The 8,086-nt window shown below is 71.6% G+C and carries 9 protein-coding genes; 7 read left to right on the top strand and 2 right to left on the bottom strand.

The window, feature by feature from the left end:
- Positions 1-131: 131 nt before the first annotated feature.
- Positions 132-335: a hypothetical protein gene (locus ACFUJR_RS38110; protein WP_383180013.1), complete on the bottom strand. Its 204-nt coding sequence runs from the start codon at positions 333-335 to the stop codon at positions 132-134.
- Between the two features lie 234 nt (positions 336-569).
- On the opposite strand from ACFUJR_RS38110, the gene ACFUJR_RS38105 reads away from it, so the two are divergent.
- The 4 genes from ACFUJR_RS38105 to ACFUJR_RS38090 all read left to right on the top strand — a co-directional run bounded on the left by ACFUJR_RS38105 (position 570) and on the right by ACFUJR_RS38090 (position 4,622).
- Positions 570-1,289: a C40 family peptidase gene (locus ACFUJR_RS38105; protein WP_383180016.1), complete on the top strand. Its 720-nt coding sequence runs from the start codon at positions 570-572 to the stop codon at positions 1,287-1,289.
- A gap of 49 nt (positions 1,290-1,338) precedes the next feature.
- Entirely contained in the window at positions 1,339-2,412 is a 1,074-nt protein-coding gene (locus tag ACFUJR_RS38100) for a RimK family alpha-L-glutamate ligase (RefSeq protein ID WP_383180019.1), read from the top strand.
- 166 nt (positions 2,413-2,578) lie between these two features.
- Positions 2,579-3,919, top strand: a complete 1,341-nt coding sequence (locus ACFUJR_RS38095) for a PAS domain-containing protein (RefSeq protein ID WP_383180023.1) — start codon at positions 2,579-2,581, stop codon at positions 3,917-3,919.
- Between the two features lie 340 nt (positions 3,920-4,259).
- Positions 4,260-4,622 (top strand): CAP domain-containing protein, encoded by a 363-nt coding sequence (locus ACFUJR_RS38090; protein ID WP_383180026.1) that lies wholly within the window; start codon positions 4,260-4,262, stop codon positions 4,620-4,622.
- 31 nt (positions 4,623-4,653) lie between these two features.
- Here the strand turns inward: ACFUJR_RS38090 and ACFUJR_RS38085 are convergent, their stop codons facing one another.
- Positions 4,654-5,172: a WhiB family transcriptional regulator gene (locus ACFUJR_RS38085; RefSeq protein ID WP_383180029.1), complete on the bottom strand. Its 519-nt coding sequence runs from the start codon at positions 5,170-5,172 to the stop codon at positions 4,654-4,656.
- A gap of 188 nt (positions 5,173-5,360) precedes the next feature.
- Here ACFUJR_RS38085 and ACFUJR_RS38080 point away from each other — a divergent pair, with 188 nt between their 5' ends.
- The 3 genes from ACFUJR_RS38080 to ACFUJR_RS38070 all read left to right on the top strand — a co-directional run bounded on the left by ACFUJR_RS38080 (position 5,361) and on the right by ACFUJR_RS38070 (position 7,934).
- Positions 5,361-5,855, top strand: coding sequence for a hypothetical protein (locus ACFUJR_RS38080; protein ID WP_383180032.1), 495 nt, complete (start codon positions 5,361-5,363; stop codon positions 5,853-5,855).
- Between the two features lie 95 nt (positions 5,856-5,950).
- The gene (locus tag ACFUJR_RS38075; RefSeq protein ID WP_383180034.1) at positions 5,951-7,183 is read left to right on the top strand and encodes a choice-of-anchor A family protein; all 1,233 of its coding nucleotides are present in this window, start codon (positions 5,951-5,953) and stop codon (positions 7,181-7,183) included.
- A gap of 34 nt (positions 7,184-7,217) precedes the next feature.
- Positions 7,218-7,934, top strand: a complete 717-nt coding sequence (locus tag ACFUJR_RS38070; protein ID WP_383180037.1) for a hypothetical protein — start codon at positions 7,218-7,220, stop codon at positions 7,932-7,934.
- Positions 7,935-8,086 lie beyond the last annotated feature (152 nt).

The raw sequence follows: 8,086 nt of genomic DNA, 5'->3' as shown, positions 1-8,086 counted from the left end.
CTCTGTGTTGCCCGGTTGGTGAAGGAGTTAGCGGCGAAACCCACACACACCCAAACAACACACACCACAACCCAAGCGGCACGCCCCCCCTCCCACCCCCTCCTCCCCCCCCCCCCCCCCACCCCGCTCCGTCACGCCGCGTGCTTATCCAGCGAGACGGGACTGAACGGCGCCTCCGCACACAGGGAGTACAGGAACCGCGTCCGGTCCGTCGTGGTGAGAGCCTCCCGCCAGCCGGTCGGCGGGGCGATGTCGCACGGCCACAGACACAGACGGCCGTCGTCGTCTCCCATGAGCCGCAGCAACGCGTCAGCCTTCTCGATCGCGATCTGCATGGTGGTTCTCCTGTTCCGAGGTCGGCATCCGAGTCGAGCGGTCCGCACGAGCGCCGCGTAACCCGCCCACCCACTCGCACGACGCTCCGGTCCGGACCGTTCAGGGCAGGCGGGTGTGATGCGCGTCGCGTCGACCCGCCCCACCTGAACCCGGTTTCGTGACCCGTCCGTGACCCCGAGCGACAGAGACCGGCTCTCCAAGGGCCGCTCCCCCGCCCGGAAGGCGCCGCACTCATGAATCACCGTCTGGTCCTCCCCTCCGCCCTCTCCCTCGGCGTCCTCGCCATGATCTGCGGCGTCACCGCACCGCCCCTGCCGTCCGCACCCGAGGCCACGCACCGTGCGGAGGCGGCCGGGCCGCCGGCGGGCCAATTCGCGACCCTTGGTACGGGCCCTGCGGCCGACCCCGCCCTGACTGTCGGTCAGTCCCCGGCCGATTCCTTCACCGCTCGACAGGTCGCCGAACTGCTCGATGCCCGGGCGAGAACGGTCGCGAACGCGCGCGCCGCGGTGGATTCCCATCGCCCCTCCCTGAAGCCCTCCCCACACCGGGCACAGGTCGGCACACAGCTGCGGGTGCGGGCCGAGGCGAAGCCCGCCGTGAAGGAGTCCGCCGCGGGCGTGGCCGTACGTACGGCACTCGCCCAGCTCGGCAAGCCGTACGTCTGGGGCGCGACGGGTCCGCGCGCTTTCGACTGCTCGGGGCTCACGCAGTACGCCTACCGCCGGGCCGGCATCCGGCTCCCCCGCGTCACCTGGGACCAGATCCAGGTCGGTCACCGTGTTCCGCTCTCCGCCGTCCGCGCCGGGGACCTCGTCTTCTACCGGGCAGCGAGCCACGTCGCCCTGTACGCGGGAGGCGGCCGGATCGTGCACGCCCCGCGCCCCGGCACGCCCATCCGCACGGCAGATCTCCACGTGATGCCGGTGTACGCGGTCGTCCGTCCGTACTGACGCCGCCGACCCGCCCGACGTGTCTCCCGACCGAGCCCCTGGAGCCTCTGTGGCCGTTCTCGTCTCCCTGATCCTCACCGGCGGCGTCGTCGCCTTCGCGGCGACGGTACGCATCGTCCTCACCTTCGCGCCGCCACCGCTGTGCCATACGTCGGAACCGGCGCCCCTCAGGTCAGCCCGCGTCAGATCCCTCGAGAAGTCCACCCGGTCCGTGCTGTTCCTCTACGGAGAGAGGTGTACCGGCGACGCGCTCGTGCATGCGCTCCGGGCACGCGGCATACAGCCCGTGTTCCGCTCCTCCACACACCTCGCCGTCGGGATCGACAGGAACCGCCCCCGGATCTACGAGCGGATCACTCACCGCGACCTCGCCGACTTCGACCTCGTCCAGGTGTACGGGTCCGGCCACCGGCCCACGGGACTGGTGGGCGCGCTGTCCTGCTATCTCTCCGCCCGCTCCTCCGGCCTCGTCAACGGCAACGGTCTCGGGACCGGGAACGCCCTCGCCGCTCCTTCGAAGCTCCAGCAGTACGTGGAGCTGGCCCTGGCGGGCGAGAGCGTCCCCGACTCGATCCATCAGGCGAGCGGCGACTTCGACGAGTTCGCCGGCCGGCTCGGGACGCCGTTCGTGGTCAAGCCCCTGTACGGTCGAGACGGGGCCCTCACCCGGCTCGTCCACGACGCACCGGCCTGGGCGGAAGTTCTGCGGGCCGTGGGCGACGACCGGCTCGCGTTCATCGCGCAGCGGTTCGTGCCGAACAACGGCACGTTCGTGCTGCTGGTCCTGGAGGACGACGTACCGGTCGTCGTCCACCGGTGCAGTACCGACGCCAGCCGGATCACCAACCGGCGGTCTGCCTCCCATGACACGCTGTTCGACCCCGAGACCTTCGACCCGGAGGTGAAGGCGACGGCCGTCCGCTGCGCCACGCACTTCGGATACGACGTCGCGACCGTGACGGTGGTGCAGGACCGCGTGACACGCGCCTGGTACGTGCTGGGGGTAAACGGTCAACCGGCCCTCGGCGAAATGCCGTTCGCCGCCAAGATGAGCCACGCCCATGCCGCCTACATGGACCGGCTGCTGCGGCGCGACGCCTCCATGGCCGCGGGCCGGAGGTGACCGGCATGCCCGACTTCCGGAGTCCCGCGGCGGACCCGCGCGAAGGGGGCGGCGACGGGAGCGTCCGCGGTGACCGTGGCAGGGCAGGAGCCCTCGAACCGGAGCCCGAACACGGCTGCTCCCCCTTCCGTGACATCGCTCGCCCGCACCCCGCAGAGGAGGAACGATGATCGGGGACGAGGGGTGGCCAGCGCTGTTCGATCAACTGCCGCTGGCCTGGTGGGAGACGGACCGTGAGCTGCGCGTCCAGCGGTACGGCGGCGGTTCGGCCGGCCACGCGCTCGGCACCGGCGACGTGCACCCGCCACCCCCGGCCTCTCCGGCCGAGCGCCGTGAGGGCCCACCGGTCCACGACACCGTCACCCAGGCCGTCGCGCTCTCCGGGAAGACCGTGCGCTGGCAGGCCCACAGCGCCGGACGGCTCCTCGACGTGGCGGCCGGCCCCCGGCATGACCAGGGCGGCATCGCGGATGGAGTCCGGGCTGTGGCGGTCGACGTGTCGCCCGGGGTCTACGAGCGTGAGCGGCATCTGGCCTTCGCCGCGTACTTTCCGGGCGCGGCCTTCATCAGGGACCCGGCCGGCCGGTTCCTGTGGGCCAACGACGCCTACGCCCACCTGCACGGGATGACGCCCGCCGAGCTGACGGGACGCACACTGGAACACGTATTGCGGGCACCTGATCTCAGCCGCACGCGCCGTCTGGACCAGCAGGTCCTCGCTCTTGGCCGCCCCTTCCGGCATTCCATGGCGTTCGACCGGGAACGCGGTGGTCCGGTGCGGGTCGTCGGACACCGTTTCCCGCTGGAGACGGCCGCGGGACGCTGCGTCGGCGGCATCTACCTCGACGTCACCGATCACATGACGGCGCTCGGCGAGAAGGAGGCGGTCGAGGAGGAGTTACGGGCACTGCGTGACCGTACCGGGGCCGCCGCCGTGACCTTCACGACGGGCGGCCGCATCATGCGGGCCACGCCCGGCGCGGCCGAGCTGCTGCACACCACGGTCGCCGGGCTCGAAGGCATGACCCTGCCCGAACTCGTGGAGCCCTCCGACGACGCGGACAGGCTACTGCGGCAGTGGCGGGATCTGGTCCGCGGCCGGGCGCTGCGCCGTAGCACGCGCCTGGCGTGCCGGACGTCCAGGGGCGGCAGGCGTCTGATCCACGCCGACATGGCCGTGGTCCGCGAGGGCGGCCGTCCCTGCGCGATCCTCACGCTCCTCACGGCCCTCGGGGTGGAGCACGCACGCTCCGTCGAGCTGACGCCCATCCAGGAACAGGTGCTGTTGCGACTGGCACGCGGGGAGTCCAACGCCCGCATCGCCCGGGATCTGAGGATGTCGCGCCAGGCGCTGGACTACCACCTGCGCCGGCTCCGCAAGGAGCTGGATGCGCCGTCGCGGCCGGCGATCGTGGCACGCGGCTACGCACTGGGGCTACTGGACGGCACGACGTGGCCACCCGAACTGTCCCTCCTGGCGCACGCGCGACGTCCTGATCACCAGTGAGCGGCGACGGCATGAACCACCTGTCTGGCGGTGCCGTGCCAGCCCATGAGCCGGAGCGGTGACACAGGAGGTCGGGGCCATGGGTAAGAAGCGAGGGCGCAGGACGCGCGGAACCGGTCGGCCGGCGCCTCAACGCAGCCACTCACCCGTCACCCGCCGGGCAGCTCCCGCGGCCCCTCCTCCACTGCCGAGCCTGCTGGACGAGGAGCCGGGCGCGGCCGACGGCTGGTCCCCGGCGGCCGACCGGAGTGTGCTCGGTCGGTCCTCGTCGTCCCCGTCTCCGGATCGGCCGTCCGGGGAAAGTACCGTGGAGAGGCGTCGGCGTCGTACGGAGGACGACGTGACGGCCCTCGTGAACGAACGCCGTCGAGCGGCCGGGCTGCCCGCTCTGCGCACCGACGAGAGGCTGCGGCAGTCGTCGCGCGCACACAGCTCGGACATGGCGGCGCGCGGTTTCTTCTCTCATGACGCGCCTGGTGGGATCAGCCCGGCGGACCGGATGCGCGCGGCGGGGTACCCGGAGCCGGCCGCCGAGAACATCGCCATGGGTCAGCCGAGCGCGGCGACCGTCGTGCGGGAATGGATGAACAGCCCGGCCCATCGCCGCAACATCCTGCTCGACGGAATCACCACCATCGGGGTGGGCATCCACTTCGGTCACGGCGGCCCGTGGTGGACGCAGAACTTCGGCTACAGCGCCTGAGCCGTAGTCGCCCGGGCTCCGTCCCGCTCGTCTATGCCGCGCGGCGGCGGGGCTCCCGGCGAGGCAGTCCCTGTGCGAGGGCAGCCGCGAACAGGACCGCCGCGCACCCCCGCTCGTACGCGACACGTACGGCGCTCGGCGCCAGGCCCAGCGTCACGGCCACCTGCTCCGTGCCCCAGCCGGCGGTCCTCAGGTGGTACACGACGGCCGGCCGGTCCATCGCGCCGACGGCGAGGGCTTCCCCGGCGACAAGCCTCCTGACGAGCGGCCAGGCCGTTCGCAGGCGTGCGGCCTCTCCCCAGAGCTTGCGTCGTTCACCAGGGGTCGTGCCGCCCCAGATGCCCTCGCTCTCCCGGAAGCGGACGGCCACCTCGAGGCACTTCTGCCGGACGGGACATCGCAGACACAGGGCCTTGGCCCGCGCGACCTGTTCCGCCGCCATGCCGCCGCCCGCATCGGGCGGAAAGAAGAACCCGGGGTCCACACCTCGGCACGCCGGCTCGTCGTCCTCCAGTTGCCCGCGGCGCCTGTCGGCCTGGCTCCAGTCCATCACGCCCCCTTCACCGGCGGGAGGACGCCTCCCGGCCCTCCCACCTGGGCGGAACGGACGAGACACGGTGGAGGTTCAGGCCGTGGGCGACCGCGTTGAGCCGCAGCTACCCCGCGTCCGTTCAGTCTCAGCAGAACGAGGACCTTGGAAAGACGACAGCGACGAGCAGACGGAAAGTGGTGTTTCGGGTGGCTCCGTCGGACAGCAGCGACGGCCGTAGTGGCGGCGAACTGGCCGTCCCCATGGGCTGGATGTACTCACAGGTCATAGCGGAGCGTCTGCTCTACCTGGGGCACGTGGTCCCGCAGGGCACGTTGGAGTACCGGGCGGGACGTGACGCGCTGGCACTGACCGTGTTCGCCTCGTCTCTGCCGACCGAACTGCTGGATCTCTTCTCCGAGGAGCGACGGGCGTGCTGGATCTCGATGACCTCCCCTGAGGTGGACTGGCACGCGTGGATCACCGACCACCTCCACCGGCGGGAGGCGTTCCAAGTCACGACGGCCCAGCCGGATCCGGACATCTCTCCGGCCCTGGACGCGTGGAGGTGGCTACGGGAGACGGAACTGCTTGCTCCGCCTCTGGTCTTCGGGGACTCGACGCCTGAGCGGGAACCGAAGGGCGAATGGATACCGGCATGGCGGGTGGGTCTCTCCCTCGGCCACATGGCCATGCATCTGTGACGAGAGCATGTCGGGAGCGTCACCCGAGCCGGGCGTGAACCGGGCCGTGATCGGGACCGTGTCGGCGGGCAACGACATCGGAAAGGACGCCGCTCATGCGCATGACAGCCACCGCGGTGGTGCTGGCACTCACCGGTTCTATGGCCCTGGCTTCCACAGCAGCGGCCGGCCCGGCGGCAGCCGTCGGAAACGCCCCGTGCGACCGCGGCCTGGGGGCGGCCCAGCCGTACGCCGAATTCGTCGCCGGGAACGCAGCACACTCGCCGGACTCCGAAGGCGCGGTCGTCATCGGCGGCGATGCCGACTTCACCGGCGGCTTCACCGCCGGCGGCAAACTGACCGACACGGAGGTGGACGCCCTGCCTGGTCGGGCTGCCCTGGTCGTCGCGGGCGATGTAGACCTCGGCGGAGGCACCACGACGGCCATGCGCGGCGACTTCGTGCACGGCGGCGCCCTCAAGAACCCTGGTGCGGCCGAGGCCCTGGAGGGCAAGGTCGTCCAGGCTCCCCCGCCTGTCGACGTGCCCGGCGCGTTCCGCGATCTGCGGGCACTGTCGGAGACGCTCTCGAAGACCGGGACCACGACCGGTGCCATCGCGGAGCTTCGCGGCACGGGCCACCGCGTCCTCGCTCTCACCGGCGTGGATCCGACGCTGAACGTCTTCACCGTCGACGCCGCGGAGCTCGAGAAGGCCCAGGAGATCGAGCTGACGGTGCCCGACGGGGCGACCACCCTGGTCAACATCGCCGGGGACTCCTACGACATGGCCAAGGCCGGCACCACCGCGGTGAAGATCTTCGACTGGGACGCCAAGACCCTTGTCATCGACGACAAGAACACCAGCGCCAATGACGGCAGGACCCGGGCCGGACTGCTGTGGAACCTCCGCGGCGAGGGAACCTTCGCCAAGAGCAGCCAGGCAGCCTGGCCAGGCGCCGTCCTGGCCCCGTTCGCCCACGTCGACCTCGGGACCGGCGCGCCGGTCAACGGGACCGTGGTCGCCAGAACCCTCAAGGCCACCGATGGTGCCGAGACCCACCATGTCCCTTTCCAGGGCTGCCTGTCCGCAGTCGGAGTCCCGGCCCCGACCCCGGTCCCCACTCCCACCCGCACGTCGACCCCGACGTCCGCTGCGCCCGTGACGCCGCCGCCTGCACCGTCGACCACCGCGTCGCCGTCGTCCACAGCACCCTCGACGGGCAAGCATCTCGCGGACACCGGCGCCGCCCCGACAGGCCTTCTCCTCGGATCGGGCCTGGCCCTCATCGGCGCGGGCGCCGTCAGCGCCGCCGCTCTGCGCCGCCGCGCCCGCAAGCCCCACCACTGAGCACATGCCCCGCCATTCCCCCGAGGAGCACACCATGGCCGAACTCCCCCCGGACACGCCGCCGATGGGCTGGTTCGAGGCCGGCTCCCGTGCCGACGCACTCCTCGCGATCGAGGGCAGTGCGCGCCGAGGGAGCTTCGGCCACAGAGCGGCCCATGACGTCCTCACCATGACGGGTCTCTTCACCCACCGGGAAGGATTCGGCGAGGAGTCGCTCTTCGGCAGGCTCTCCCGCCTGCGCCACCGGATGGCGTCCGACACGATCTGGATGTCGTGGTGCGCCGCGTACCTGGATGGCACGGACGCAGCGTGGTCGGACCCCGACCTGAGGCATGCCCGAATGGCTCGCGACTGGCTGTGGGGCCGGCCTCTGCCCCTGTGGGACGCGGCGCGGCGCGGCCCGATCCTGGCCGGACGGCGCACGCACCATGAGGAGCCAGGTTGGTCGCTGGGCCTGCGCCTGGCACGTGAGGCGCTGGACCGACGTCTGCTCACCGAGGTCGGGCTCGCGCACCTCCTGGGCCGCTGGGTGCCGGTTCCCTGCGGTCAGAGCGCGGACGCGATGGTGTGGTTCGGCCGGATCGACGAGGTGGTGTGGGCCCCGGACGCGCTGACGACCGGAGCGCCACCGCACCCACTGGCGTTCCGGATCGGCCGGGGCGAGGGGTCGGCAACCGTGCTCGTACCTGCGGATCCGTTTTCGGATACGGCCGCCGTGAGGCCGACGCCGCTGAAAACATCTCACCCATGACATGGTCGACTCGTCCCGATCGCGCACACCGACGGCCAGGTGACACCAGAAGGGCCTGAAAGGGGGGAAGGACACCACCAACAGGGGGGGCCCCCCCCCCCCCAAGCACCCCTTCCTCCCCCCAACCCCCCCTCCCCCACACCGGGGTTCCG

This window comes from Streptomyces sp. NPDC057271 (assembly GCF_042668715.1).
In the GTDB taxonomy this organism is placed as follows: Bacteria; Actinomycetota; Actinomycetes; order Streptomycetales; family Streptomycetaceae; genus Streptomyces.
The sequence above is the reverse complement of the archived record's forward strand: the minus strand, read 5'-3'. Positions and strand labels throughout refer to the sequence as shown.

Coding starts and splice junctions, on each gene's coding strand:
- ACFUJR_RS38105 (WP_383180016.1), top strand. CDS start 570: ATGAATCACCGTCTGGTCCTCCCCTCCGCCCTCTCCCTCGGCGTCCTC.
- ACFUJR_RS38110 (WP_383180013.1), bottom strand. CDS start 335: ATGCAGATCGCGATCGAGAAGGCTGACGCGTTGCTGCGGCTCATGGGA.
- ACFUJR_RS38085 (WP_383180029.1), bottom strand. CDS start 5,172: ATGGACTGGAGCCAGGCCGACAGGCGCCGCGGGCAACTGGAGGACGAC.
- ACFUJR_RS38070 (WP_383180037.1), top strand. CDS start 7,218: ATGGCCGAACTCCCCCCGGACACGCCGCCGATGGGCTGGTTCGAGGCC.
- ACFUJR_RS38095 (WP_383180023.1), top strand. CDS start 2,579: ATGATCGGGGACGAGGGGTGGCCAGCGCTGTTCGATCAACTGCCGCTG.
- ACFUJR_RS38075 (WP_383180034.1), top strand. CDS start 5,951: ATGCGCATGACAGCCACCGCGGTGGTGCTGGCACTCACCGGTTCTATG.